Consider the following 26,497-nt stretch of genomic DNA (forward strand, 5'->3'; position numbering starts at 1 on the left):
ATAATGGGGTATCACTATGGCTGAGCGAGCGTCAGGAACCGTCAAATGGTTCAATAACGCCAGAGGCTACGGGTTTATCACCTGTGGCGAAGACAGTGACGATATTTTCGTGCACTACCGCAACATTCGAGGTGAGGGCTACCGCTCTCTGTCNGANGGGCAGAGTGTGGAGTTTGAGCTGCTCGAAGGTGACAAAGGGCTCCAGGCCGACGACGTNGTCGCCGTTGCCTGANANCAGTGCGGTCACCCGTCGCCGGTAGCGGGCGGGTGTGTTCATGTTGATCAAGGTAATAACCGTNTCTCCNTCCGATTANTNTTNTCTCACCCGCCTGTTTTTNNCGCTTACTCTTCGTNGNTTCCGGTCTCTTCNTCGTCGGGACGTTCGTANGGGGTGACNCGAATCANNAGNCCGACNATAGGNTGGTCCAGGTAGTGCAGCTCTTCGCTGCGCATTCGCCGCTGCTGGTTCAGGGTCACGATNCGGCNGGGAAGNTAGTCCTCTTCCAGAAAGTCCGGCAGGCTTGAGGTNGTGTTCANGCTCGTNTCCCAGGCGNTACCNGTNGGGTTTTGCCANTCGTCGCCCCNNAGGGGNGCCGTCTCTCGATCGTCGGTGGTGGGCGCATTGTCCGGTTGCGGTGCGTCGGGGCGCCGGGGCAGTTCCGGCCAGGCGCCGGGGGGCTGGCCGTAATTGGGCTCGAACTCGGTGAACCACAGGCGGGTGTGCAGGTGCAGGTAGCGCGACACACTCAGGGTGATGCTGCCCTCGAGCTCGGTGTGGTTATCAAAGGTATCGCCGCCCTGAATCAGCAGCGCGGGACTTTCTTCCAGCTCGGTGACCGGCTGGCGCCAGGCCTCGTGAAACAGGACCCGATACTGACCGGAGCGGTTCATGGCATTCGCGAACCGGTCCATGGAGCGCAGGTCCTCGGGCAGGGGGAGGAAAGCGTCCCGGGCCAAGTCGGCGGGGGCCGGTTCTCGCAGGGCCGCCAGGCCGTTGTCCCAGGAGGGGCGGGGGGGCGAGGTGTCCTCGGTATCCGCCAGATCGGACTCCGGGTCATGCAGCGTCACCCAGTTGAATGGGTAGCGCAACTGGATGTTGCGCGGCCACTGTTCGATGCCGTCTGCACCGCCGATCCGCTCGAACACGATCATTTCCACCTGGTACCAGTCGGCCGGGTCCTCGGCCAGGGTTGGCACCATGGCGCAGGTGGCGGCCAGGCCGAGCAGGGCGGCCAGAGCGAGGGAGGTGCGGGAGGTGCGCAAAGCGTGGGTCATGAGCGGTTTCCGGGCGTCAGTTTATCCAGCAGTTCTGAAACAGCGTTCAGTCGTGTTTCGCCATTTTCCATATTTCGAACGAATTTTAAATGATTCGCCCCTGCCAATTGGTAGGTTTGTGGGTCACTTTGCACCAATTGCACAATGGTCAGGGGATCGACCTCGGTTTGCTCGGAAAATTCCAGTCGACCGGCCCGGTCGCCGGCTTCGAGTTTGGCGATGCCGAGCTTTTCCGCACGCAGTTTCAGCGCGGTCACCGCAAACAGATTCTTGGTCGCCTCGGGTAGCAGCCCGAACCGGTCGATCATTTCCACTTGAAGCTCGCGCAGAGCCTCATCGGATTCCGCGTTGGCCAGTCGCTTGTACAGCACCAGGCGGGTGTGGACATCCGGCAGATAGTCCGCGGGAATCAGGGCCGGGATGCGCAGGTTCACATCGATGCCGGAGTCCAGAGGCTGTTCGATATCCGGCGTCTTGCCGGCCCGGATGGCCTTGATGGCCCGGTCCAGCATATCCATGTAGAGCGAGAAGCCCACGGTCTGGATCTGGCCGCTCTGTTCCTCCCCGAGCAGTTCCCCGGCGCCGCGAATTTCCATGTCGTGGGTGGCCAAGGTAAAGCCGGCGCCCAGGTCGTGGGCCGCCGCAATGGCGTCCAGGCGTTTGAGTGCGTCGGCGGTCATGGCGCGGCGTTCGGGGGTCAGCAGATAGGCGTAGGCCTGATGGTGCGAGCGGCCGACCCGGCCCCGCAGTTGGTGCAACTGGGCCAGGCCAAATTTGTCGGCCCGGTGAATGATGATGGTGTTGGCGCTCGGGACGTCGATGCCGGTCTCGATAATGGTGGTGCACACCATCACATTGAACCGCTTGTGGTAAAAGTCCGACATGACCCGTTCCAGATCGCGCTCGCGCATCTGGCCGTGGCCGATGCCCACCCGGGCTTCCGGGATCATTTCCCCCAACTCCCGGGCGATCCGTTCGATATTTTTGACTTCGTTGTACAGGTAATACACCTGCCCGCCGCGCAGGATTTCCCGCAGAATCGCCTCCTTGATGGTGGCGTCGTCCTGGGTGCGGACAAAGGTTTTGACNGACAGNCGNCGCGCCGGNGGGGTGGCAATGATGGACAGATCCCTAATNCCGGACATTGACAGGTTGAGCGTCCGGGGGATCGGGGTGGCGGTCAGGGTGAGNATATCGATCTCGGCCCGCAANGCCTTGAGTTTCTCCTTCTGGCGCACACCGAANCGATGNTCCTCATCGATGATNAGCAGCCCCAGNTTCTTGTAGCGGAGGTCTCCCTGCAGCAGCTTGTGAGTCCCCACAACGATATCCACTTTGCCCGCCTCCACGCGCTTGAGCACCTCGTTGACCTCTTTGGTGGTGCGAAAGCGTGACAGGACTTCAATGGTGATGGGCCAGTCGGCGAAACGGTCTTTCAGGGATTCAAAGTGNTGCTGGGCGAGCAGGGTTGTNGGGGCCAGNAGGGCGACCTGNTTGCCGCTGTAGCTGGCGATAAAGGCCGCCCGCATGGCCACTTCGGTTTTGCCAAAGCCCACGTCNCCGCACACCAGNCGGTCCATGGGTTGCGGGGAGAGCATGTCCTGCACCACCGCNTCGATGGCNCGCTGCTGGTCCGGCGTNTCCTCAAACGGGAAAGCGGCGGCAAAGCTCTCATAGGCGGCCTTGGGGTCGTCAAAGGCAAAGCCNTTGCGGGCNGCGCGNCGGGCATAAATATCCANTAGCTCGGCGGCCGCATCCCGCACCTGNTCGGCNGCTTTGCGTTTGGCTTTCTGCCACTGTTCNCTGCCCAGNCGNTGCANNGGCGCCAGNTCNTCATCGGCGCCACTGAACCGGCTGATCAGGTGCAGGTTGGTGACCGGCACGTACAGCTTGGCGCCNTCGGCGTACTCCAGGGTCAGGAATTCCGTCGACTGGCTGTCCACNTNCAGGGTTTCCAGGCCGCGGTAGCGGCCCACCCCGTGGTCGATGTGCACCACCGGGGCNCCGGGTTTGAGNTCGGTCAGGTTTTTGACGATCAGNTCGCTGTTGTCCTGNGCCTGACGACGTCGGCGCTGCTGACGNACCCGGTCGCCAAACAGCTGGGATTCCGCAATGACCACCACATTGGGGTCCTGCAGCCGCAGGCCCTGATCCAGGGGCGCCACGGAGAGGGCCAGGCGCGNGTCGTNCTGCGCAAAGGCGTCCCAGTTNTCGACGATGGTCGGGTGNACACGGATNCGGCCCAGCAGNTCCAGCAGNGTTTCACGTCGGCNGGCGGAGTCGGCGCAGAACAGTACCCNACCGTCGAATTCCATCAGAAACGCTTCCACCGCTGCCAGGGGNGTGTCTGACTGATGGTTGACCGGCAGGGTCGGGGGCGCCTGGGTGGCAAAGTTGAANCGGCCGGCGCCCGGCTCTACNGNNGCGGTCTGNACGAAGGTGCGGGCCAGGGGTTTGATCAGGCCGAACAGCTCGTCCACNCCGAGATAGATGTCCCGCGGCGGCATGATNGGGCGCTGAGGGTCGACCTTGCGGCTCTCATAGCGGTTCTGCAGTTCGTTCCAGAAGCGCTCGGCGGCCGCTTCCAGCTCCCCCAGGGCAAAAATCCGGGTGTTCTCCGGCAGGTACTCGAACAGGTGGCTCGACTGCTCGAAAAACAGTGGCAGGTAGTACTCAATCCCGGGTGGGGCAATGCCNCTGCAGACGTCCTGGTAGACCGGGCAGGCGCGATGATNGACATCAAAACGGGCGTGCCAGTGATCCCGGAAGCGATTGATGCCGTTTTTATCCAGAGGGAATTCNCGTGCCGGGAGCAGTTCGATACGGTTTACCTGCTCGACGGTCATCTGGGTTTCGGGGTCGAAACGACGCAGGGTTTCCACCTCGTCGTCGAACAGATCGATCCGGTAGGGGTANTCGCTGCCCATGGGGAACAGGTCGATCAGGGCGCCGCGCACCGCAAANTCGCCGTGCTCGTACACCGTGTCGACGCAGTGGTAGCCGGCTTTTTCCAGTCGGCTGCGCAGTGCGTCCAGGTCNAGGCGCTCGCCCGGCTCCAGGAGCAGGCTGTTGCTCAGCAGGTAGCTCTGCGGCATCAGCCTCTGCAGGATACTGGTGACCGGCACCACCAATATGCCCTGGCGGGTGCCGGGCAGNCGGTAGAGGGTGCGAAGGCGCTCGGAAATGATGTCCTGGTGCGGGGAAATCGTGTCGTAGGGCAGGGTTTCCCAGTCCGCCAGGTGCAGTACCGGCAGTTGGTCGCCCGCAAAGTAGCGCAGCTCGCTCTCCAGGCGCTGAGCGGTGCTGGTATCCGGTGCGATGACCAGGCTCAGGCCCTCGTGGGACCGGGCGGCATTTGCCAGGGCGAGGGCCTGAGCGGCACCGTGGAGTTGTCCCCAGGTCTGACGATCGCCGGGGCGGACGGTGGTTGGCGGGTTCAGCGGGTTCTGTTCACTCATGATTTGACGGCTGCGGAAAAAAGCCGCCATTGTACCCGACCTGATGAGATTGTGTTTGGCTGCTGCGATGATGGCGCCATCCACCCTGTGAGTACCATCCGGTGACTGCAAAAAACCCGCCAGCGGACTGGCCTTTCGGCGCTGTGATCTTTATAATTGCGGCGATTTTTCCAAGGGTGTGGGCAGAAAATGTGCCCGAATCGACTCCGCAATGGGTGTTGAGGCGGAGAAATCTCATAGCTGAGGTGCTTTTTGAGGGATGGCGGGGTTTGACCTGCTCAGGCACCTGGAACTTGCGCTTCTAACAACTATATATCCGCACACATTTGAATATCGCAACCCAGTTACTGTCGGGCCGCTGGGGTTGAGTGTGCGAAGTGCAATCCGTTAGCCCGGCATACGACACCGATCGGTTGGGGATGTTTCCCCTTCAGGTCAGTTTATCCAACGAGTGATTAGGCAGAGACGTATGATAAAGATCCGTCGGGGATTGGATTTACCTATATCCGGTGTGCCCGAGCAGGCCATCAGCGAGGGTCCAAAAATCCGCTCTGTGGCTGTCATCGGTTTCGATTACCACGGTATGAAACCGACCATGGCGGTCCAGGTGGGGGACAAGGTCAAGCTCGGTCAGTTACTGTTTACCGATAAAAAGACGGAAGGCGTGCGCTATNCCGCACCCGCCTCCGGTACCGTGGCGGCCATCAATCGTGGCGAACGCCGGGTGCTGCAGTCCGTTGTGATCGATGTCGAAGGCGACGACGCCGAGACCTTCGAGGCCTATAAGGGCACGGACCCGGCGCAGGTGTCTGACGAGGACGCCCGCGCCCTGTTGAACGAATCTGGCCTGTGGACCGCGCTGCGGACCCGCCCGTTCAGCAAGGTCCCGGCTCTGGACAGCAAGCCCAATTCCATCTTTGTGACTGCCATGGACACCAATCCGCTGGCGGCCAACCCGGAGGTGATCGTTGCCGAGCAGGCCGAGGCGTTCAAGCAGGGCCTGGTTGTGCTCAGTCGGATGACCGAGGGCAAGGTGTTTGTCTGTAAGGCCGCTGGCGCCGATATTCCCGCTGCCTCGGGCGAGCGTTTTGTCACTGAAGAGTTTGGTGGCGTACACCCGGCCGGCAATGCGGGCACCCACATCCACCACCTCGACCCGGTCAGCGACAAAAAGCTGGTCTGGACCGTCAACTATCAGGACGTGATCGCCATTGGTACGCTGTTTACCACGGGCAAGCTGGATAACCGTCGTGTGGTGGCTCTGGGTGGTCCGCAGGTCGAGAAGCCCCGTCTGCTGCGTACCCGTCTGGGTGCCAACCTCGAAGAACTGACCGCTGGCGAGCTCAAGCCTGCCGAGAACCGCCTGATTTCCGGTTCGGTCTTTGGTGGTCGTAACGGTCGTGNCCCGCTGGCCTACCTGGGACGCTACCACCAGCAGGTGTCCGTGTTGGAAGAGGGCAACGATCGCCCGATGCTTCACTACCTGCGCGCCGGTTTCAATGCCTTTTCCGTCATGGGCATTTACATCTCCAAGCTGTTCAAAGGCAAGCAGTTCAACTTCACCACCACCACCGGTGGTAGTGAGCGTGCCATGGTGCCGGTGGGTGCCTACGAGCGCGTGATGCCGCTNGATATTCTGCCGACGCAGNTGCTGCGCTCCCTGATTGTCGGGGATACCGAGACCGCCCAGCAATTGGGTTGTCTNGAGCTGGACGAGGAAGATTTGGCCCTGTGCACCTTCGTGTGCCCGGGCAAATACGAATACGGCCCGATCCTGCGCGACAATCTCACCACTATTGAGAAGGAGGGCTAAGGTATGAAAGCTCTGCGCAACTATCTCGACAAGATCGAGCCGAACTTCCACAAGGGCGGCAANCTGGAAAAGTGGTACTCCCTGTACGAAGCGGTGGNCACCATTTTCTATCGCCCNGCCAGTGTGACCAAAACCACCGCTCATGTGCGCGACGGCATCGACCTCAAGCGCATCATGATCACCGTGTGGCTGTGCACCTTCCCGGCCATGTTCTACGGCATGTACAACATGGGCTTTCAGGCCAATACCATCATGGCGGATATGGGTATCGCCTCGGTGGAAGGTTGGCGGGGTGCCTTTATTGAAATGATGGGCGGCTATGACGCCAGCAGCATCTGGGCCTCTTTCTGGCACGGTGCGGCCTATTTTATCCCGATCTACTTCGTGGTGTTCGTGGTTGGCGGCTTCTGGGAAGTCCTGTTTGCCACTGTACGCGGTCACGAAGTGAACGAAGGTTTCTTTGTTACGTCGGTTCTGTTCTCCCTGATCTGCCCACCGGATCTGCCCCTGTGGCAAGCGGCTCTGGGTATCAGCTTCGGTGTTGTGGTCGGTAAGGAAGTGTTCGGCGGTACCGGCAAGAACTTCCTGAACCCCGCACTGACCGGTCGTGCGTTCCTGTACTTTGCCTACCCGGCGTCCATGTCCGGCGACAGTGTCTGGACCGTGGTCGATGGTTACTCCGGTGCTACTGCTCTGTCGGTCGCCTTCCAGCAGGGTATGGACGGCGTATACCAGCAGATGAGCTGGATGGACGCGTTCATTGGCAACATCCACGGCTCCATTGGTGAAGTGTCCACACTGGCCATTCTGATCGGTGGCGGCATTCTGTTGATCATGGGTATTGCCTCCTGGCGGATTGTGGCCGGTGTGATGCTGGGTATGATCGCCACCACGCTACTGTTCAACGCGATTGGCTCCGANACCAACCCGATGTTTGCCATGCCCTGGTACTGGCACCTGGTCGTGGGCGGTTTTGCATTCGGCATGATGTTCATGGCCACGGATCCGGTATCCGCCTCCATGACTCACGCCGGTCGCTGGTGGTTTGGCGCTCTGATTGGCCTCATGTGTGTGTTGATCCGCGTCGTCAACCCGGCCTTCCCGGAGGGGATGATGTTGGCGATTCTGTTTGCCAACCTGTTCGCCCCCCTGATTGACCACTTTGTTGTACAGGCGAATATCAAGCGGAGGTTGGCACGTGGCTAATAACGATACGATCAAAAAGACCATCACAGTGACTCTGGCACTGTGTATCGTCTGCTCCGTCGTGGTGTCGACAGCCGCCGTGCTGTTGCGCCCCATGCAGCAGATGAACCAGGANCTGGATTTCAANAGCAATATCATTGCTGCGGCCGGTCTCAGCGGGGAAGAGGGCAGCGTCGAAGAGATTTTCGAATCACGGATCAAAACCCGTGTGGTGGATCTCGAATCTGGCCAGTTCACCGATGAAGTGGACCCGGACAGCTACGATCAGTGGAAAGCGGCCAAAGATCCGAGCCGCTCCATGGACCTCAGCGGTGATGAAGACATCGCGGGCATTTCCCGTCGNGANCGNTACGCCGAGGTGTTCCTCGTGGAGAACGAGCAGGGCGAGCTGCAGACACTGGTATTGCCGGTTCGNGGGTACGGNCTCTGGTCCACNCTCTATGGCTTTATGGCAATCGAAGCCGACGGTAATACCGTTGCNGGTCTTACNTTCTACGAACACGCCGAAACNCCCGGTCTCGGCGGTGAGGTGGATAACCCGAGCTGGAAGGCCCAGTGGGACGGTAAAAAAGTCTACGGNGACGATGGCGAGGTCCAACTGTCGGTCATCAAAGGCAGTGTCGACTCCTCCGACCCCAATGCCCAGTACAAGGTGGATGGCCTCTCGGGCGCTACCCTGACCAGCAAGGGCGTGGATAACCTGGTGGAGTTCTGGCTGGGTGATATGGGCTTCAAGCCGTTTTTGAAGAACTTGCGCGAAGGGGAGGCCTAAGCCATGAAGAAGCTCAAGCAACTTCTGATTGAACCGATTTTTGACAATAACCCGATTGCGCTGCAGATTCTGGGTATCTGTTCGGCTCTGGCTGTTACCAACAGTTTGAGCGTGACGGTGGTGATGTGTATCGCCCTGACCGCGGTAACCGCATTTGCCAACCTGTTTGTCTCCATGGTGCGCAATCACATTNCGGGCAGTATCCGGATCATNGTGCAGATGACCATCATCGCCTCNTTGGTGATTCTGGTGGATCAGGTACTGAAGGCGGTGGCGTATGACATCAGCAAGCAGCTGTCGGTCTTCGTAGGCCTGATCATTACCAACTGTATCGTCATGGGCCGCGCCGAAGCCTTTGCCATGAAGAACCCGCCGCTGCCGAGCTTTATCGACGGCGTGGGTAATGGCNTGGGTTANAGCGTCATCCTGTTGGGTCTGGCCTTCATCCGCGAGCTGTTCGGCTCCGGCAGCCTGTTTGGCGTCACTCTGTTGACCCCGGTGACCGAGGGTGGCTGGTACGTGCCGAACGGTCTGTTGCTGTTGCCGCCGAGCGCGTTCTTCCTGATCGGTTTCTTTATCTGGGCCATCCGCGCCTGGAAGCCGGAGCAGGTTGAGGAAGAAGAGTTCAAGATGGCGCCTAACACCAAGCCGCAGGAGGCCTGATCGTGGAACAGTTACTGAGTATTTTTGTACGGACCGTTTTCATTGAAAACATGGCGTTGGCGTTCTTCCTGGGGATGTGTACCTTCCTGGCAATCTCCAAGAAAATCAGTGCCGCCTTTGGCCTGGGCATTGCGGTCGTGGTCGTGCAGTTGATTACCGTACCGGTGAACAATCTGCTCTACACCTACGTATTGGCTGATGGGGCCNTGGCGTGGGCCGGTCTGCCCAATGTCAACCTGAGCTTCCTCGGTCTGATTACCTACATTGGTGTGATCGCCGCGCTGGTTCAGATTCTGGAAATGGTGCTGGATAAGTTCATGCCCGCGCTGTACAACGCTCTGGGTGTGTTTCTGCCTCTGATTACCGTGAACTGCGCCATTCTGGGTAGTTCGCTGTTCATGGTGGAGCGCGACTACAACTTTGCCGAGAGTGTTGCCTTCGGTGCCGGTTCCGGCGTCGGTTGGGCCCTGGCGATTACCGCTCTGGCGGGTATTCGCGAGAAGATGAAGTACAGCGATGTGCCGGCGGGCCTGCGTGGCCTGGGCATTACCTTCATTACTGTCGGTCTCATGTCCCTGGGCTTTATGTCTTTCGGCGGCATCGACCTGTAACCAGCGAGGTAGGCTAGATGAATTTGGAAATTATATTGGGCGTGGTCATGTTTACCGTCATCGTTGCGGCGTTGGTGGTAATCATCCTGAGCGCCCGCGCCAAACTGGTGAGCAGTGGCGACGTAACGATCGAGATCAANCACGAGAANAANATCCAGGTNCCNGCCGGNGGCAAGCTNCTGCAGAGCCTGGCCAATGCGGGCCTGTTCCTGCCGTCGGCCTGNGGNGGTGGCGGNACCTGNGCNCAGTGTAAGTGTGTGGTAGAGCAGGGCGGTGGCGCCATGCTGCCGACCGAGGAAGGTCACTTCACCAAGCGCGAGGCCCGTGANGGGTGGCGNCTGTCCTGCCAGACACCGGTCAAAGAAGACATGGTCATNGAAGTGCCGGAAGACGTGTTTGGTGTGAAGCAGTGGGAGTGCACCGTTGAGGCAAACCCGAANGTGGCGACCTTNATTAAAGAGNTGACACTGAAGCTGCCGGAAGGCGAGAACGTCGATTTCCGTGCCGGTGGTTACGTCCAGCTNGAGTGCCCGNCGCATCATGTGAAGTTCAAGGACTTCGACATTGAAGAGAAATTCCGTGGCGACTGGGAGCGCTTTGGTTTCTTCGATCTGGAATCCAAGGTCNACGAGCCGGTCATGCGCGCCTACTCCATGGCNAACTACCCGGAAGAAGTCGGTATCGTGAANTTCAATATNCGTATCGCGACNCCGCCTCCGGGCTCCAAGGANATTCCGCCGGGCATCATGTCCTCCTANGTGTTCAGCCTGAAACCGGGNGANACCATCACCGTTTACGGGCCCTTTGGTGAGTTCTTTGCCAAGGACACCGACGCGGAAATGGTCTTCATCGGTGGTGGTGCCGGTATGGCGCCCATGCGCTCACACATCTTTGATCANCTGCGCCGGATCAAAACCGATCGCAAGATCACCTTCTGGTATGGTGCGCGTTCACTGCGCGAAATGTTCTACCACGAAGAGTACGATCAGCTGCAGGAAGAGAACGAGAACTTCGAGTGGCACGTAGCGCTGTCCGATCCCCAGCCGGAAGATAACTGGGAAGGGCCGACCGGATTCATTCACAACGTGTTGTACGACATGTACCTGAAGGATCATCCGGCGCCGGAAGACTGTGAGTACTACATGTGTGGGCCACCGATGATGAACGCTGCCGTCATCAAACTGCTCAAGGACNTGGGCGTAGAAGACGAGAACATCATGCTGGACGACTTCGGCGGTTAATAGAGGACAGGATTTGTTCAAGGTTCTCACAACAATAAAAACGGGGCCGGTACTGCTGGCCTCGTTTTTGTTTTTAGGTTTGCTGCTGGGCGGCTGCGAGCCTCGTGTTGAACACGAGGCGCACCGGTTCTCCGGGCCCACCATGGGCACGACGTTCAACGTCACCCTGGTGGTGACCGACCNGTCTCCGCCGGTGGACGCCGCGANGATTCAGGCNGGGCTGGAACGGGAGCTGGCGCAGATCAATCAGCAGATGTCNACTTACATCGATGACTCCGAGTTGATGCAGTTCAATCGCTCGGAGGTCGGGCAGTGGCAGTCNCTGTCGGNACCACTGGCNGAGGTGTTGGCNATCAGCCGGCGCATCAGNGAGNGCAGTGAGGGCGCTTTCGACATTACNGTGGGGCCGCTGGTCGACCTGTGGGGCTTTGGCCCNCNGGCTGAGCCAGAACAGGTACCCAGCGATGCGGCGATTGCGGCCGCCCGTTCGGCGATGGGCTATGCCCAGGTGGCGCTCGATGGTCAGCGGGCCCGTCGGTTGAGTGATGTGCGTCTGGATCTCTCGGCCGTGGCCAAGGGCTACGGCGTGGATCATCTGGCCGATTGGCTTGAGGCTCAGGGCTACGAGCATTATCTGGTCGAAATCGGGGGCGAAGTCCGGCTCAGCGGTAGCAGTCCCCGGGGTGATGCCTGGCGCATTGGCGTAGAGCAGCCCAGCCTGGTTCAGGGTGATGGCCGCAAGGCACTGGCGTTGACGGATATTGCGATGGCCACTTCGGGAGACTATCGCAATTACTATGAGCGCGACGGTGTGCGTTACTCACACACCATCGATCCGCGCACCGGACGGCCGATAGCCCATCGCCTGGCCTCCGTTACGGTGCTGGCCCCAACCTCTGCGGAGGCCGATGCCTGGGCGACGGCACTGAATGTGCTGGGGCCGGAAGCGGGTATGGCGCTGGCGGAGCGGGAAAAACTCCCCGTGTATATGATTGTCAAAACCGATGACGGTTTTACTGATGACTATTCCAGTGCATTCGCACCCTGGCGCTGAGCGTCAGCAGTGAACGTGCACAACGAAAGCCCCAAGGGCAGGTGAGGTAACACATGGGTATGGTTCTGGTTTCCCTGTTGGTCATGCTTCTGGTGGTGGTAGGGATGTCCGTCGGCGTTCTGTTCGGCCGCCAGCCGCTCAAAGGTTCCTGTGGCGGTGTCGGCGCCGCCCTGGGCGAGAAAGACTACGTCTGTGATTTGTGTGGTAACGACGAAGAAAAGTGCAAAACCATCAACGAACGTCAGCAGGCGGGTCTGCCCGTCGACGATTTGGCGTACGATGCCAGCCAGGGGGCGGCATCAGAGGGTAAAGAGAGAGCAACGTCCTCCAAAACCCAATCAGGAGATTAATCCTAGTGGCTGATCACACCTACGATGTGCTGGTAATCGGGTCCGGACCAGCGGGTGAAAGCGCTGCCATGTCGGCGGCAAAATCCAATCTGCGAGTTGCCGTAATTGAAAGTCGGGCCCATGTGGGCGGCAACTGTGCGCACAAAGGTACTATTCCGTCCAAATCCCTTCGTCATGCGGTTAAGCAACTGATTCGCTACAACAGTGTCAGTCTGTTCCGGGAGATGGGGGATACTCGCTGGCTGTCCTACCCCAGGGTGTTGGCGGCGGCCTCCAAGGTGATTCCCAAGCAGGTCGAGNTGCACACGGAGTTTTATATCCGCAACCGNGTGACNCTGCANACCGGGATGGCCTCTTTCGTGGATGCCAATACCGTTAATGTCGACTCGGGTGATGGTGCCCAGGAAACGATTACCGCCGAGTCGATCATCATCGCCACCGGCTCGCGCCCGTATCGGCCGGCGGATGTGGATTTCAGTCATCCACGAGTCTACGACAGCGATACCATTCTGGAAATGCAGCACACTCCCCGCCATATGATCATCTACGGAGCGGGCGTTATCGGCTGTGAGTATGCGTCCATCTTTTCCGGTCTCGGGGTGAAGGTGGATCTGATCAACAATCGCGATCGGCTGCTTTCATTTCTGGATGACGAGATTTCCGACGCGCTCAGCTACCACTTGCGCGACAGCGATGTGACCGTACGTCACAGCGAAGAATACGAATCCATTGAGGCCGATGATCACAGCGTGACGCTGCGTCTGAAGTCTGGCAAGCGACTCAAGGCAGATGCGATTCTCTGGTGTAATGGGCGCAGTGGTAATACCGACAAGCTGAATCTGGAGGCGACCGGGCTGGACGTGGATTACCGGGGCAATCTCAAGGTGTCCCAGGATTATCGAACCTCGGTGGACAACATNTTTGCGGTCGGCGATGTGATCGGCTGGCCGAGTCTCGCCAGTGCGTCGTTTGATCAGGGACGGGCGGTCGCGGCAGTGATCACCGGGGAGCCCTGCAAGCCGGTCACCAATGTGCCTACCGGTATTTATACCCTGCCGGAAATCAGCTCCATCGGGCAGACGGAAACCGAATTGACCGCGGCGAGAGTGCCCTATGAAGTGGGCCGGGCGCTGTTCAAAAACACTGCGCGGGGACAGATCAGTGGCGAAGACGTGGGGATGTTGAAAATACTGTTCCACGTCGACAGCCTGGAAATACTGGGCGTCCACTGCTTTGGGGCAGAGGCCGCCGAGATTGTTCACATCGGTCAGGCCATCATGAGTCAGAGTGGCGCGGGAAACACCATACAGTTTTTCCTCGANACCACCTTCAATTATCCCACCATGGCAGAAGCCTATCGCCTGGCGGCGTTGGACGGCATCAACCGCATCAACCGTCGTTAGCGGGTGCCGCCCCCGCCCGGGGGCGGTGCTTCAATACCGTGCGTAGCACTTTGTNGTGCTCAAAATAGACTACGTAGTCTTCGTAAACCCAACTGGAGATCGGTGGGTCGCCGACCGCTGCACGGCGTTCCTGAGGCGCACCAAAACGCGACTCGACGCGCTNCTGGGTCATGCCATTGGTCGGCACGTCGCCCGCGTTTTCGGCCCCTTGCTGGCCTACCGGAATTTCCACCCGGTCGGCGATCGAGGCGGATGATAATCCCAGCCCCAGGGTCAGACCCAGGGCGAGTAGGGTGTAGGATCGAAACGTCGTCATGAAGAAGCTCCTTTGGAGTAGAGGTTGCCCTTTTCGTCGGGATCGATATCCTGCAGGCGGCGTTTCTCCGCCATCTGGGCGCGCATGATCTGTTGGCTGAGAAGGTGTTGTTGCGGGTCTGTCAGCGTTTCGAATTCTGCCGCAATTTCGTAGCCGCCGGTGCGAAGTGGTTCACAGCGTGCGACTCGGGCGTAGATGGCCAANCCGACGTAGGTGGGCAGGAACGTCAGGTTCAGGGCCACCGCCTGGCCAATCGTCAGCGCTTCCCGGTTGCTGAAGGCCAGTCCGCCTTCGCTGATGTTGACGCGTCGCTGGTCCGTTGGATGGGTCCCGTGCAGCCGGGGTTCGCTGATCAGCTGCTGGGCGAGCAGGTCAATTTTCCGATTGAGCAGATAGAGGTAATCGGCAATCTGCCGATCGCGATCCTTGATCTGATAGAACAGTTGGCTCGATTCGCTGTCAATTTTCTTCAGCTCCGCGTAAGTCTTGAGCGCCGCCGCGCCGGGAAACAGGTTCTCGGCTGGCGTGTGCTGGAGCGTGTCTTCGTCGACGGCCAGGTATTCCAGGTCCAGGTAGTCGTCGATGCGAAAATAGAGTCGTCGTTCAGGCATAACAGTCCCGCAACAGGCTTTTGTCATTGTAATAAGGTATAGCATACCGCGTTGCCGGTGTGCCCCGCCACTATGACGTTCTGTGGCGTCACTGACGCTGCGCGGCCCGGCAAATCCACCTGCCGGGCTTGTGGCGTTCAGGTCAATAGGGTTAAATGCGCTCATGCCAATCAACGTCCCGCTACATATCGGTCTGCGCTACACGCGCGCCAAGCGCCGCAANCAGTTTATCTCTTTCATCAGCGCCTTTTCCCTGCTGGGCATGGCGCTGGGTGTGATGGCGCTCATCGTCGTTCTGTCAGTGATGAACGGCTTCGACCGCGAGATGAANTCGCGGATTCTCAGTGTGGTGCCCCACGGCTTCATCGATGGCACGCCGGAGTTGGCGGATTGGCGCGCAGTGGCAGACCACGTCAGACAGCACCCGGAGGTGCGCGGCGTTGCACCCTATATCGAAGGTTTNGGGCTGGTCAATTACGGNCGTGGTTCGGAAGGCGTCCAGATTCAGGGCATTGCGCCGGAATACCAGTCTGATGTCTCGGTGGTGGAGTCCCGCATGTTACTTGGCTCCACTNTGGAGCTGCAGCCCGGNGAGTTCCGGGTGGTCATGGGGCGNCTGCTNGCCCGTCAACTCGGTCTGGCGCTGGGGGATTCGGTCACGNTTACCCTGCCGGATATTCGGGTCACTCCGGCCGGTGTTTACCCCCGTGTGCGCCGGTTCACTCTGGTCGGCGTCTTTGAAGTGGGGGCGCAGATGGATCAACGGCTCGCCCTGATCCATCTGGACGATGCCCGACGACTGTTCCGNTATCAGGGNGTGCAGGGCGTTCAGGTGCAGGTGGAGGACATTTACCGGGCGNGTCCGGTGATGCGGGAGCTGGCCTCCGAACTGCCTGGAGAGCTGCGGGTGCGNGACTGGAGTCAGACNCAGGGNAGNCTGTTCCAGGCCGTNAAAATGGAGAAAATCGTCATCGCCGTNNTGCTCGGTATCATCATTGCGGTGGCCGCCTTCAANATTGTNTCNAGCCTGATTCTGATGGTGGCCGACAANCGCAGCGATATCGCCGTCNTGNGTACCCTGGGGATGACGGCCCGACAGATNATGGCGGTGTTTGTGGTGCAGGGCTCAACGGTCGGTTTTGTCGGTACNNTGGTNGGCGCACTGCTCGGTTGTGTGCTGGCACTGTATATCGGTCCCATTGTGNCGACTCTGGAAGGCCTGTTGGACGTTCGGGTATTCGATCCCTCCGTTTATTTCATCAGTCATTTACCGTCACAGTTGNTGTGGCAGGACGTTCTGAGCATCTGTACGGTGTCCCTNTTCCTCAGCTTCCTGGCCACGCTCTATCCCGCCTGGCGGGCGGCGAAAATCGAACCAGCAGAGGCTTTGCGCTATGAGTGATTCAACCGCAGTATTGCGCTGCCACAACGTCCATAAAACCTACGCTCAGGGCCCGCAGACGGTGTCGGTGCTCAACGCGGTGAATCTGGCNGTGGCTCCGGGNGAGCGTCTGGCGATCGTCGGCGCNTCCGGCTCCGGAAAATCGACCCTGCTGAACATTCTGGGTGGCTTGGACCTTGCCAATGAGGGGGATGTGGAAGTGNCGGGGCAGTCGCTGCGCACACTCAGTGCCGACCAACGGGGTCGCCTGCGCAACCGCAAGCTCGGCTTTGTGTATCAGTTCCACCATCTNTTGCCGGAGTTCAGNGCCCTGGAGAATGTCGCCATGCCGCTGTTGATCGGCCGGTCCTCNCGAGNCGAAGCTCACCAGCGAGCTCGCGCCATGTTGGGACGGGTCGGGCTCAGCGAACGGGCCAGTCACAAACCCTCGGAACTGTCTGGCGGTGAGCGTCAGCGGGTGGCGATTGCCCGGGCGCTGGTGACCTCGCCCGCNTGCGTTTTGATGGACGAGCCGACCGGTAATCTCGATAGCCATACGGCGGAATCCATTCAGGCGCTGATGACAGAGCTGAACCGGGACAGCGGTACCAGTTTTGTCGTGGTGACTCACGATCTGAGCCTGGCGGCGCGAATGGATCGGACTCTGACGCTGGAAGATGGAGCCCTGCATGGGTANCACTGGNTATATTGGGCTGATTGGACGTCGCTATGCGNTGTCNCGNNGGCANAGCCATCTGGTNTCGTTNATNTCCTCGGTCTCCATTGTCGGCCTGGTGATCGGGGTGGCGCTGCTGATTACCGTGCTGGCGATCATGAACGGCTTTGACCGGGAGCTGCGCGATCGCATTCTCGGCATCATGCCTCACGCCGCGTTGTATCACCGGGACGGAGTGGCNGATTACCGGGATCTGGCCGCNCGGGTGAATGCCCATCCCGGCGTGACNTCGGCGACGCCNTTTGTTCAGTTGGAAGGGCTGCTTTCCCACAAGCGTGAGGTGGCACCCGTGGGCCTGGTGGGGGTACCGCCGGAGCAGCGGGATTCCCTNGCGGTGCTCTCTGANTATCTNCCCGAGGGNATATGGAACCGCCTCGCGGNCAACCCCCGGGGCGTGCTGCTGGGGGCCGGGCTGGCCNGGTCCNTGTCGGTCAAGGTTGATGACAAGTTGATTCTGGTGGTGCCGGCGGGGGAGGGCGCGCCCCGGGTTCAGGCCCTGGCCGTNCTGGCGGTGTTCGACACCGGTACCGAGCTGGATAATAACCTGGCCCTCACCGCCCTGGAGACCGCCTCCGGACTGACCGGGCACCCCGGGGCNGCCAGNGGCATACGGTTNCAGGTACACGATCTGTTTTCCGCGCCGCAAGTGGCCCGGGATCTGGTGTACGANCTGCCCNGTGGCTACTACAGCTCGGATTGGACCCGCACTCACGGTAACCTCTACCAGGCGATTCACATGTCGAAACAGCTGGTGGGTCTGCTCCTGTTCCTGATTATCGCCATCGCCGCCTTCAATCTGGTNTCGACCCTNATCATGGTGGTCGTGGACAAGCAGGGGGATATCGCCATTCTGAGAACGCTTGGGGCGTCCAGCGCGGAANTTCTCGGTATCTTCATGATTCAGGGNGGNATGATTGGNGTCGTCGGAACCGGTATCGGTACCGCACTTGGCGTGACGCTGTCTTATTGGGTGACGGACTGGGTTCAATGGCTTGAGGGGCTGTTGGGCGTTCAGTTTTTGCAGTCTGACGTCTACCCCATCAGTTACCTTCCCTCGGATCTGCACTGGCCCGATGTGGCCCAGGTGGCCGGGACGGCTCTGGTGCTCAGCCTGGTGGCCAGTCTTTACCCTGCGTGGCGGGCAACACGCGTGCAACCGGCCGAAGCGTTGCGCTTCGAGTAAGTGGGCTCAGCGGTCGGGTTTCGGCGGTGATGAGCGGCGTCTCAATTTGCGTCGCTGCCAGCTTTTGACCACAGTCCAGCGCCAGAACAGTTGCATCACCACATAGCCCATTACGCCGAAAACCAACCCCGAGAGCAACGAGCCCACCAGTAGCGGTTTCCAGATCAGGCTGAACTCATGCATCAGCCAGTGCCAGCTCAGCTCGAGGGAGACCTGAACCGGAGGCAGCTCGAGCAGCCAGCGGCCCAACTGGTAGGTTGAAAAGAAAATCGCGGGCATGGTCAGGGGATTGCTGATCCACACCAGGGCCACCGAGATNGGCAGNTTNCAGTGCAGCAGCAGCGCCAGCAGCGCCGCGATGGGCATCTGGCCTGGCAGTGGAATGAACGCGACGAAAATACCGACAAAAAATGCGACCGAAACGGAGTGGCGGTTCAGGTGAAACAGGTTGGGATCGTGCAGCAGGTCCCCGAGAAAATGCAGGGCGGGGTTGCTCTTGATGGCGTGTGCGNTGGGGATAAAGCGCCGTAGTAGCTTGCGTGCCATACTCGATCACATAACGGCCAAAATAAAGGGGCCATTATGCCTGTCCTCGGGTGAAAAAACGATGATAAACCCGTGAAACGACGCTTTATTTCGCAATCTTGGGNAGCTCGTCGAGGTGGCTCAACAACCAGGTACAACCCTCATCAATNCTGTCGTCCTGGGTCATGAGANTNCGGATCCGGTGCTGACACTCGCTCAGGGCATTGTCGATCACCGCCCGGGTGGCCTCGCTGGCCTCGAGAACGGAACAGGCCTTCTGCATCTGCTCAACCAGGGCGTCGACCAGGCGCTGCGTCTCTTCGACCTGGTAGGCGTAACGGATTTCCATATTGACCAGCGTGTTGTGAGCCCCATCGGACCAGTCCTGCAAGTACCGGCGCTGGTGCTGACCGGCCTGTTCTATCTCCAGGCTGTCTACCCGGGCGCCGGTAATGTCCATCAGGGCCTGCAGAAGCTGTTCGGTTTTCTGCAATTCCAGCTCGTCGGCATGAGGGTCCTTGAGCAGCAGGTGCATATGATCGCTCGCGAACATGATGCCCTCGTTCAGGTACGCCACATTCTGACTGATGGTGGTGCGACGGATCATGGCCCGCTCGCGCTCGCTGAACTGTTTCGCCGGATAGTACTCCGCGTGCCCGAGCTTCGACTGAAGGTAAAATCCGGCAGTCAGTTGACCCCTTTTCAGGGCGTTGATCACGCACCGGGCCAGCTCTTCAATGGACTGGACTCGCACGCTCGCCTGGGCAAACTGGCTCAGGATTGAATCCCGTTCGCTGTTCAGCAATACGTCTTCAAGCCGATTGGCCATGGCGCTGAGCTCGGACTGCAACTGTTCAAGTGACACTTCCTCATCCGTGGGGCCGGAGCTCTGGGTTTGGCGCTGTTCGCGCTCTTTGAGCTGTGTATAAAGAAGATCGACCTCGCTTTCCAGTGCCAGAATGCAGTGCTCACACTCCTTGACCAGTCGTTCCAGCTTGAACAGTTTTTCCGTTTGCTGCGCCCGCTCGTTATCGTCTTCGGTGTGGGGGATGGTGTCTCGCAGGCGACGCATCTCACCTTCCAGGTCGACGATCAGGTTGCGTTGGCGAGTGTTGTTATGGCGCAGCTGTTGGATCTCCGCCAGAGAGTAGGGCGACTGACCGCCACTGCCAGACGCCACATTCAGCGCCTGACTGCTGTCCGCCATGTTGGTGTGGATCACCCGGAGGGTTTCCTCGATCTGTTCCATGGACTCGGCGCGTTGCTGAGTCTGCTGCCATGGACTGCTTTGGTACCGGTCGGCATCATTGGTGGAGGTTAGTAACTCGGTCTCGGCGTTCGAGCGCTGCTGCTTCAGTTCCCGAATGTGCTGTTCAGAGCGGAACAGTTCCGCCTCCAGGCGCTTGAGGGTCTGCTCCATATGATCGCTTCGGTTATCGGGAAACTCGGCGTTGTATGAGCGCAACTCTCGAGCCAACTCACTGTTCAGGCGTTGGTTGTCGGCCGAGAAGTGTTCGATATTGGTCAGACGGCGTTCAGGTGGTGCCACCAGGGGGCGTGCATCGGAATCCATGATGTCGCGCAGCTGGCGGCGCAGGCTTTCGGCATCGGCATCCCCCGAAAGGCCCAAGGCTTCATTGATTTTCTGAAGCTTTTCAATGGTAAGGCGGTTTTCCTCCTGCAGTTGTTCCAACTCCTCCCGTTTGAGCCGGTTCAGTTCCAGTTTGCGTTGCAGATCCCGCGCCTGTTTTTCAAAACCTTTCAGTTTTTCGACCCGCTGTTGGAGTAACTTGACCTGATTGTTGCGCTGACGTCCCGGTTTGCTTTCCTGTCGGTCTACCACCCAGCGAGCGATATCATAAAGCTGCTTCTCCAGAAGNACCCAGGCATCGCCGGAGGCTTTTTCCTTGCGGTAGGCNCGCTCNTCGGCTTCGGTGAACAGGAACCGCAGGGCGGCAANTTTGGCGTTAAANGGGTGTTCCGGTGTCANTCGGGGCAGGTTGGTCTGGGTAATGTTCCGGTACCGATCCCGCGCTTCGTCNTTCACGCGCAAGAAGTATTCNGTNACCGCGTCGCCCGCTGAAGACTCNNCCNGCGGGGCNGCGCGGTTCTGNGCCCGNTCGGTNCGTACGGTATTGCGCAGACGCTGGTAGGCAGCCATGATTTTTTTCTGATGGCGACGCTCGCGCAGCAACAGCACACCGAGCAGCGCGCAACCCAGGGAGAGNAAAAAGACCAGCTCTCCAAGAATGATNGTTGTCAGTGTCAACGAATCCAGCATTGTTGTTCCGCGNCCTCTGCAAGCGTCAAATTACTGTCGATACCGCGTTAAAACTGTGGGTTCTGTCACAGTTATAAGAGTCGAGCCCAGTATAGCCTCTATTGAGCTTGGTGGTGTGTCCCGGTTTGCGCATAATCGGGCTTCGCTCTTACGCAAAGGACCTGCGATGACCTCTCAAGGAGCCCCAACCGTTCAAAGCCCAGGCCGTCAGGCGCTGGTAAAGTCGGTGCNTCGTCTGCTGANGCGCCGACGTNCTGGCTTTCTCCCTCAACGCTGCACTGCTTAGTGCTTCTCTGGGCATCATTCTCGCCTCCCAATCGCCCCGTTTACCGCCACCATTTGCATTGTGGTTGTCAGCGCCTCTGATCGCGTGTCTGTTCTGGCGCGCGCCCCGTTGGCGTCAGTGTGTGGCGTTCGTACTCCTGGGGTTGTTCTGGGGCGTGCTGTTCGGTCACTGGCAGCTTGATCATCGACTGCTCCCCTCCTTCAGTGGTGACGAGATTCGGGTCCAGGGGACCCTGGTCGGGCTGCCGGATCACGATGCCCGCCGCGAGCGTATCCGCCTGCGGGTGGAGCAAGTCGAGTCGGTCGAGGGCGATCCCCTGGCGCTGCCCCTCAGGTACATTCTGGTCAGTTGGTACGGCGGGCCGCCTCTACACGCCGGTGAGCGCTGGCAACTGAAGCTGAGGGTCAAGCCGCCCCGGGGGTTCGTCAATCCCGGCGGGTTCGACTACCAGTTATGGTTGATGCGCCAAGGCGTGGATGCCACGGCCTATGTGCGGGAGAGTGCGGATAATCGAAGGTTGAGCGCACCCGCGGCAGGCTCGTTGAGTCACTGGCGGGAGCGGGTTCGACGCTGGCTCGACCACCATCCGTCCGGGGTGGCTCACCGGGACCTGATGCTGGCGCTGCTGATCGGTGATCGCTCCACCTTGAGTCCCGAGCGCTGGACACGACTGCAGCGCACGGGCACCAATCACCTGTTGGCCATCTCCGGATTACATGTGGGCATGGTGGCGCTGGCGGGACTCTGGCTGGGCGGTATTCTGGGGCGCGGACTCAACGCGCTGTGCCATCGGATACCCGCCTCGGCGGTGGGTCAGGTATTCGCGCTCGGCTTCGCGCTTTTCTACAGCGCCCTGGCCGGATTCAGCATTCCGACCCAGCGCGCCTTGATCATGATCGGCGTGGTGCAATGGGTGCTGCTGCGCCGGGGAAGTCTACCCGCCGCCACCGGCTTGCTGTTGGCCTGGGTGGCGGTTCTGGTCAGGGACCCGCTCGCCCCTTACGATACCGGGTTCTGGCTCAGCTTTAGCGCCGTCGCGGTCCTGATGCTGGCACTTGGCGGGCGGCGCCGCGCGGGTGCTCAGTGGTGGGGGCAAACGGTGGTGCGGTCTCAGTGGGCGGTGTTTTTGGGGCTGATGGTTCCGCTCCTGATACTGGTGCACGGAGTTAGCCTGGTGGCGCCGATTGCCAACCTGCTGGCGATTCCGTTGGTGACCCTGATGGTGGTTCCCTGGTTGCTTGTGGCGCTGCTGCTGGGCGCCCTCTGGCCCTGGGCCAGTGACCTCTCGCTGGTGGTGGCGGACCTGGGCTTGTCCGCACTTCTGGCCTGGTTGGAGTGGCTGGAGGACGTGGCGCCAATGACGTTGTTTCAGACGGCGCTGTCCTGGCCGGCACTGGCCCTGGCCGGACTGGCCACGCTGCTGATGTTGTTGCCACGAGGGCTGCCCGGACGGTGGCTGGGTTACCCCGGGATAGTGTTGGCGCTGTTGCTCCCGGGGCCACCGGTACCCCCCTTGAGAGTGACGTTTCTGGATGTGGGGCAGGGCCTGGCGGTGGCGGTACAGACGCCGGATTACCGGCTGGTGTATGATACGGGCCCCACCTACAGTGAGCGGCTGGATGCGGGTTCTGGCGTGATCGTGCCCTATTGGCGGCAGTTGGGTGTCCATCAGTTGGACGCGGTGGTGGTCAGTCATCGTCACGATGATCACTCGGGAGGGCTTTCCAGTGTGCTGAAAAGTCTCCCGACCGAGGCACTCTGGGTGGGCGATGCGACACTGTCCACGTCGATGCCCGGGCGGGATTGCCATCAGAGGGCTTCGTGGCAGTGGAATCAGGTGAAATTCCGGTTTCTGCACGGCGGCTTCCCGGCGCAGGTGAATGGCAATAATCGCTCCTGCGTTCTCGAGATTGAATACGCGGGGCAGCGGCTCCTGTTGACCGGTGATATCGAACGGGAAGTGGAGTGGCGGTTGGTCGGCCGGGATCAGCTCAACGGCTCCATCGACGTGCTGCAGGTTCCGCACCATGGCGCCATCACGTCCTCGTCGATCGAGTGGGTTGAACAGACCCGCCCGGCCCGCGCGGTGGTCAGCGCCGCTTTTCAGGGGCGGCATGGCCATCCGAATGAGACGGTGGTAGAGCGCTATCGCTCCCGGGGTGCTGAGGTGCTCAATACCGCGAGCCTGGGGGCCATTGTGTTCGAATGGGATGAGCAGGGGCGGCGCACCGAGCGGTATGCCCGGTATGCGCCAAGACGTTGGTGGTATGAATAAGGTGACGGTGGCCGTTGGCGACTGTCGCAAAATGTGACCGGGTGTTTTCCCGCTGGAAATGGTCTGTGCTATCTTGCGCCCCTGATGGTCAGGCGCCTTGGCCAGACAACGATTCAAAAGAGGAAAGTTCAGTGTTTGAGATTATTACCGCGGGTGGCTGGTTGATGGTCCCCATTATTCTCTGTTCCATCCTGGTGATCGCCATTGGTGGAGAGCGTTACTGGACCCTGGATCCCAAAAAAATCGCCCCACGGCATCTGCTCGCACAGGTGTGGAGCTGGATCAAGAACAACCAGTTGGACGCGGGCAAACTCCGCGAGCTCAAACAGTCTTCCCCTCTGGGGCGCATTCTGGCCGCGGGGCTGAGTAACTCCCGCCATGGCCGGGAAGTCATGAAGGACAGTATTCAGGAAGCGGCCAGTCAGGTCATCCACGAGATGGAGCGTTACCTGACCATCCTCAGCACCATTGCCAATATCGCACCGCTGCTCGGTCTGCTCGGCACCGTGATCGGTATGATCAAGGTGTTCACCGCCATCATGCTACAGGGCACTGGCAATGCCGGCGTTCTGGCCGGCGGGATTTCCGAGGCGCTGATCACTACCGCCGCCGGCCTGACCGTCGCCATTCCCGCGATGATTCTGCACCGCTTTTTCCAGCGCCGGGTGGACACCATTGTGGTCACCATGGAAGAGGAAGCGGTAAAACTTGTGGACGCCCTGCACAGCGACCGTCGGGTCGATGTGAAAGCCAACTGATTGACCGAGGAGCAAGCGGGTGCAATTTCGACGTCAATCCAGAGAAAATGACAGCATCAATCTGACACCATTGATTGATGTGGTATTTCTGTTGCTCATTTTCTTTATGGTGTCCACCACCTTTACCAAAGAAACCCATTTGAACATTGACCTGCCCGAAGCCGAAGGTGAAGCGAGCGAGCAGGACGCCGATGCGCCGCTGGATATTCTGATCACCGCGGAAGGCGACTACTCGATCAATGGTCGCAGCCTGGTAAACAGTAAACTGGTGACCTTGAAGTCGGCCCTGGAAAAGGCCTCCGAGGGCAACAATCAGTTGCCTCTGACCATTACCGCTGATGCCAAAGCCCCCCACGAAAGCGTGGTCCGGGCCATGGATGCCGCCGGCCAACTGGGCTTTGTGCACCTGAGTATCACCACCCGGCGCCCCGAGTCCGGGGAGTGATTCGGGGGCGTTTGACATGACGCTGGCCTCGGTCTGGGAAAATGCCTGGTACGGTAAGGCCCGCTGGGTGTATCTGTTCGCTCCTTTGGCCTGGCTGTTCCGGGCTTTGGCGCGCCGGCGTCGAAGCCGGCTCAAAAGTCGGGCGGTCGCCTTTGATGTGCCGGTGGTCGTCGTCGGCAATATCAGTGTTGGGGGCACCGGAAAAACCCCGTTGCTCATTGCCCTGGTGCAGCGTCTGCGTAAGGCGGGTTATTGCCCGGGCGTGGTCAGTCGGGGTTACGGGGGCAAGGCCCCGCGCTATCCGCTCATGGTTTCCGCAGACACCCCGGTCACGCATTGTGGCGATGAACCCCTGGCGATTGCACGGGCCACCCAATGTGCGGTGTGTGTCAGCCCGGATCGGGTGGAAGCGGCCCAAGCGCTGCGCGAGCAGGGCTGCGATATTGTGTTGAGCGATGATGGCCTGCAGCACTACCGCCTGGACCGGGACCTGGAAATCGCCGTGGTCGATGGCGCGCGCGCGTTTGGCAACGGCTGGTGTCTGCCCGTGGGCCCATTGCGTGAACCGGTCGAACGGCTCAACGAAGTAGATTGGGTGGTGGTCAACGGTTCAGAGGACAAGGTGCGTCAACAGGCCCCGACGCTTCGCACCGTCCAGTACACCATGAAGGTGACCCCGGATGCCTGGCATAGGGTGTCCGATGGTACCCGCGCATCGCTGACCCATTTTGCCCCACAGACATCCGTGCACGCGGTGGCGGGAATCGGCAACCCCGACCGGTTTTTTTCCACGCTGAAAGAACTCGGCCTGGAACCGGTTCACCACCGCTTCCCTGATCATCATCACTACCGCCCGGGCGAGCTTGTCTTCCAGCCGGCCTTTCCGGTTGTGATGACCGCCAAAGATGCGGTCAAATGCCAGCCCTTCGCCCAGCCGGACTGGTGGTATCTGAGTGTCAGTGCGACACTGCCGGAGGCGTTCTGGAGCGAGTTTCTGAACCGTATTGAATCCCTGAAATCCACACCTGAAACGAATTCAATCCCATGAGCTTTTACGTTGTCATCCCCGCGCGATACGCTTCCTCCCGGTTGCCCGCCAAGCCCCTCAAAGACATCGCCGGCAAGCCGATGATTCAGCACGTTTACGAGCGAGCCCGCGAGAGTGCCGCCACGCAGGTGATTATCGCCACGGATGATGAACGCATCGAACAGGCGGCCCGCGCGTTCGGGGCGACGGTGTGCATGACCTCTGCGGATCATCAGTCGGGAACCGATCGATTGCAGGAGGTGGTCAGTCAGTTGGGATTGCCGGACGATGCCATCGTGGTCAATGTGCAGGGCGATGAACCTCTGATTCCGCCCGCGGTCATCAATCAGGTGGCGCAGAATCTGGCGGGTGATAGTTCGGCCAGTGTGGCAACCTTGTGTGAGCCGATTGAGTTGGTGGAGGATTTTTGTAATCCGAATATTGTGAAGGTGGTAATGGATGCCCATGGGCGTGCGCTGTATTTCAGTCGGGCGCCGATTCCGTATCCTCGCGATGCGTTTGCGGGTGAGGGTAGGGCGTTACCGGAGGATTTTGTGGCGCGGCGGCATATTGGTATTTATGCTTATCGCGTGGGGTTGTTGCACCGGTTTGTGACTTGGGATCAGGCGCCGTTGGAGCGGTTTGAGTCGTTGGAGCAGTTGCGGGTAATGTGGCAAGGTGAGTCGATTCACGTTGCGGAGGCTTGTCGGCCTGTTCCTGGTGGTGTTGATACTGAGCTTGATTTGGATCGGGTTCGGCGGTTGTTGGGCTCTTGAGTTTTTTGTTTGGTGGTCTTTTTGGAGTCCGGCGTCAGAGGGGCAGATAGC

At 59.8% G+C, this 26,497-nt stretch carries 21 protein-coding genes and 1 pseudogene; 18 read left to right on the plus strand and 4 right to left on the minus strand.

The genetic code is table 11. The features are described from left to right. Window positions 1–16: 16 nt before the first annotated feature. Entirely contained in the window at window positions 17–232 is a 216-nt protein-coding gene (locus tag CMG77_RS13875; protein WP_286904858.1) for a cold-shock protein, read from the plus strand. Window positions 233–342: 110 nt separating this feature from the next. On the opposite strand, the gene CMG77_RS13880 is transcribed toward CMG77_RS13875, so the two are convergent. After that, entirely contained in the window at window positions 343–1,275 is a 933-nt protein-coding gene (locus CMG77_RS13880) for a CsiV family protein (RefSeq protein ID WP_286904859.1), read from the minus strand. Continuing rightward, complete coding sequence (mfd, locus tag CMG77_RS13885; RefSeq protein WP_286904861.1) at window positions 1,272–4,733, minus strand: transcription-repair coupling factor; 3,462 nt, start codon at window positions 4,731–4,733, stop codon at window positions 1,272–1,274. The genes CMG77_RS13880 and mfd overlap by 4 nt, the downstream gene beginning before the upstream one ends. A 469-nt stretch (window positions 4,734–5,202) precedes the next feature. Here mfd and CMG77_RS13890 point away from each other — a divergent pair, with 469 nt between their 5' ends. The 9 genes from CMG77_RS13890 (at window position 5,203) to sthA (ending at window position 13,846) form a co-directional block, all read left to right on the plus strand. Further along, window positions 5,203–6,546 carry a Na(+)-translocating NADH-quinone reductase subunit A gene (locus tag CMG77_RS13890; protein WP_286904862.1) on the plus strand — a complete coding sequence of 448 codons (1,344 nt, stop codon included), beginning with the start codon at window positions 5,203–5,205 and terminating at the stop codon, window positions 6,544–6,546. A 3-nt stretch (window positions 6,547–6,549) separates the two neighbouring features. Then, entirely contained in the window at window positions 6,550–7,752 is a 1,203-nt protein-coding gene (locus tag CMG77_RS13895; RefSeq protein WP_286904864.1) for an NADH:ubiquinone reductase (Na(+)-transporting) subunit B, read from the plus strand. Next, the gene (locus tag CMG77_RS13900; protein ID WP_286904866.1) at window positions 7,745–8,524 is read left to right on the plus strand and encodes a Na(+)-translocating NADH-quinone reductase subunit C; all 780 of its coding nucleotides are present in this window, start codon (window positions 7,745–7,747) and stop codon (window positions 8,522–8,524) included. Before CMG77_RS13895 ends, CMG77_RS13900 begins: the two co-directional genes overlap by 8 nt. Window positions 8,525–8,527: 3 nt before the next feature. Continuing rightward, window positions 8,528–9,187 (plus strand): NADH:ubiquinone reductase (Na(+)-transporting) subunit D, encoded by a 660-nt coding sequence (locus CMG77_RS13905; RefSeq protein WP_286904868.1) that lies wholly within the window; start codon window positions 8,528–8,530, stop codon window positions 9,185–9,187. Between the two features lie 2 nt (window positions 9,188–9,189). Beyond that, window positions 9,190–9,798, plus strand: a complete 609-nt coding sequence (gene nqrE, locus CMG77_RS13910; RefSeq protein WP_286904870.1) for an NADH:ubiquinone reductase (Na(+)-transporting) subunit E — start codon at window positions 9,190–9,192, stop codon at window positions 9,796–9,798. Between the two features lie 17 nt (window positions 9,799–9,815). Then, a complete protein-coding gene (nqrF, locus tag CMG77_RS13915) occupies window positions 9,816–11,039 on the plus strand; it encodes an NADH:ubiquinone reductase (Na(+)-transporting) subunit F (RefSeq protein ID WP_286904871.1) in 1,224 nt (407 codons plus the stop codon). A 142-nt stretch (window positions 11,040–11,181) separates the two neighbouring features. Continuing rightward, window positions 11,182–12,093, plus strand: a complete 912-nt coding sequence (locus tag CMG77_RS13920; protein ID WP_502691932.1) for an FAD:protein FMN transferase — start codon at window positions 11,182–11,184, stop codon at window positions 12,091–12,093. A gap of 53 nt (window positions 12,094–12,146) precedes the next feature. Continuing rightward, on the plus strand, window positions 12,147–12,443 hold the full coding sequence (nqrM, locus tag CMG77_RS13925) for a (Na+)-NQR maturation NqrM (RefSeq protein WP_123637486.1): 297 nt from the start codon (window positions 12,147–12,149) through the stop codon (window positions 12,441–12,443). Between the two features lie 5 nt (window positions 12,444–12,448). Beyond that, window positions 12,449–13,846, plus strand: coding sequence for a Si-specific NAD(P)(+) transhydrogenase (sthA, locus tag CMG77_RS13930; protein ID WP_286904873.1), 1,398 nt, complete (start codon window positions 12,449–12,451; stop codon window positions 13,844–13,846). Window positions 13,847–14,158: 312 nt separating this feature from the next. Here the strand turns inward: sthA and CMG77_RS13940 are convergent, their stop codons facing one another. Then, window positions 14,159–14,938 (minus strand): PilZ domain-containing protein, encoded by a 780-nt coding sequence (locus CMG77_RS13940; RefSeq protein WP_502691928.1) that lies wholly within the window; start codon window positions 14,936–14,938, stop codon window positions 14,159–14,161. Between CMG77_RS13940 and CMG77_RS13945 the strand changes: the two genes are divergently transcribed. The 3 genes and pseudogenes from CMG77_RS13945 to CMG77_RS13955 all read left to right on the plus strand — a co-directional run bounded on the left by CMG77_RS13945 (window position 14,937) and on the right by CMG77_RS13955 (window position 18,073). Next, window positions 14,937–16,175, plus strand: a complete 1,239-nt coding sequence (locus CMG77_RS13945) for a lipoprotein-releasing ABC transporter permease subunit (protein WP_286904875.1) — start codon at window positions 14,937–14,939, stop codon at window positions 16,173–16,175. The two genes, CMG77_RS13940 and CMG77_RS13945, sit on opposite strands and share 2 nt — an antisense overlap. Beyond that, window positions 16,168–16,842: pseudogene (gene lolD, locus CMG77_RS13950) on the plus strand (lipoprotein-releasing ABC transporter ATP-binding protein LolD); the annotation flags it as partial. The gene CMG77_RS13945 and the pseudogene lolD, both read left to right, overlap by 8 nt. Before the next feature lies 1 nt (window position 16,843). After that, on the plus strand, window positions 16,844–18,073 hold the full coding sequence (locus tag CMG77_RS13955) for a lipoprotein-releasing ABC transporter permease subunit (RefSeq protein WP_286904876.1): 1,230 nt from the start codon (window positions 16,844–16,846) through the stop codon (window positions 18,071–18,073). Window positions 18,074–18,079: 6 nt separating this feature from the next. On the opposite strand, the gene CMG77_RS13960 is transcribed toward CMG77_RS13955, so the two are convergent. Next, window positions 18,080–18,619, minus strand: coding sequence for a DUF2062 domain-containing protein (locus CMG77_RS13960; protein WP_286904877.1), 540 nt, complete (start codon window positions 18,617–18,619; stop codon window positions 18,080–18,082). 2,562 nt (window positions 18,620–21,181) lie between these two features. Between CMG77_RS13960 and CMG77_RS13965 the strand changes: the two genes are divergently transcribed. From CMG77_RS13965 to kdsB, 5 genes are all read left to right on the plus strand, one after another. After that, window positions 21,182–23,440, plus strand: coding sequence for a DNA internalization-related competence protein ComEC/Rec2 (locus CMG77_RS13965; RefSeq protein ID WP_502691933.1), 2,259 nt, complete (start codon window positions 21,182–21,184; stop codon window positions 23,438–23,440). Between the two features lie 131 nt (window positions 23,441–23,571). Continuing rightward, complete coding sequence (locus CMG77_RS13970; RefSeq protein WP_024460312.1) at window positions 23,572–24,198, plus strand: MotA/TolQ/ExbB proton channel family protein; 627 nt, start codon at window positions 23,572–23,574, stop codon at window positions 24,196–24,198. Between the two features lie 19 nt (window positions 24,199–24,217). Continuing rightward, window positions 24,218–24,643 carry an ExbD/TolR family protein gene (locus tag CMG77_RS13975; protein WP_286807444.1) on the plus strand — a complete coding sequence of 142 codons (426 nt, stop codon included), beginning with the start codon at window positions 24,218–24,220 and terminating at the stop codon, window positions 24,641–24,643. Window positions 24,644–24,659: 16 nt separating this feature from the next. Next, complete coding sequence (gene lpxK, locus CMG77_RS13980) at window positions 24,660–25,691, plus strand: tetraacyldisaccharide 4'-kinase (RefSeq protein ID WP_286807446.1); 1,032 nt, start codon at window positions 24,660–24,662, stop codon at window positions 25,689–25,691. Next, window positions 25,688–26,446, plus strand: coding sequence for a 3-deoxy-manno-octulosonate cytidylyltransferase (gene kdsB, locus CMG77_RS13985; RefSeq protein ID WP_286807447.1), 759 nt, complete (start codon window positions 25,688–25,690; stop codon window positions 26,444–26,446). Before lpxK ends, kdsB begins: the two co-directional genes overlap by 4 nt. Window positions 26,447–26,497 lie beyond the last annotated feature (51 nt).

Origin of the sequence: Marinimicrobium sp. (assembly GCF_002695945.1) — a bacterium.
GTDB lineage: Bacteria > Pseudomonadota > Gammaproteobacteria > Pseudomonadales > Cellvibrionaceae > Marinimicrobium > Marinimicrobium koreense.

What these genes read in the sequence shown, in the direction of transcription:
- lpxK (WP_286807446.1), top strand. Translation starts at nt 24,660, where the DNA reads ATGACGCTGGCCTCGGTCTGGGAAAATGCCTGGTACGGTAAGGCCCGC.
- nqrM (WP_123637486.1), top strand. Translation starts at nt 12,147, where the DNA reads ATGGGTATGGTTCTGGTTTCCCTGTTGGTCATGCTTCTGGTGGTGGTA.
- kdsB (WP_286807447.1), top strand. Translation starts at nt 25,688, where the DNA reads ATGAGCTTTTACGTTGTCATCCCCGCGCGATACGCTTCCTCCCGGTTG.